The following is a 379-nucleotide window of genomic DNA, read 5'->3' as shown; positions in this document are numbered from 1 at the left end:
CCTTTTGACGCGATCAGCCCGAGCTTGCACGACAGGTTGCCCAAGAGAGCGGAGCTCAACGGAGGGCTACCGCCAAAAACAAAAAAAGCCGACGGACAAAAGTCCACCGGCTTGATCGTTTCAGGGTCTGCCCTGACATCTTGGTTGCGGGAGAAGGATTTGAACCTCCGGCCTTCGGGTTATGAGCCCGACGAGCTACCTGACTGCTCCATCCCGCGATACCCGCGTTGCGCGTTGACCGCGCCCTATCCATGCTTGCTCGATGGTGGAGTCTGTCTCGACACCATCTCAGCCCCCCCTTACGGGGTTCTGCGCAAACAATTGAAAAAAACTTCCTGGCAGTGACCTACTTTCCCGCGTCTTGAGACGAAGTATCATC

Annotated in this window: 1 tRNA gene; it reads right to left on the bottom strand. The window is 56.5% G+C overall.

What is annotated here, in order from left to right:
* Positions 1 to 141: 141 nt before the first annotated feature.
* Positions 142 to 218 (bottom strand) — tRNA-Met (locus ACV4UY_RS13260).
* Between the last annotated feature and the right edge of the window lie 161 nt (positions 219 to 379).

Source organism: Candidatus Magnetaquiglobus sp. (assembly GCF_058402785.1).
Note: the sequence above shows the minus strand (reverse complement) of the source record. Positions and strands in the feature narration are given on the sequence as shown.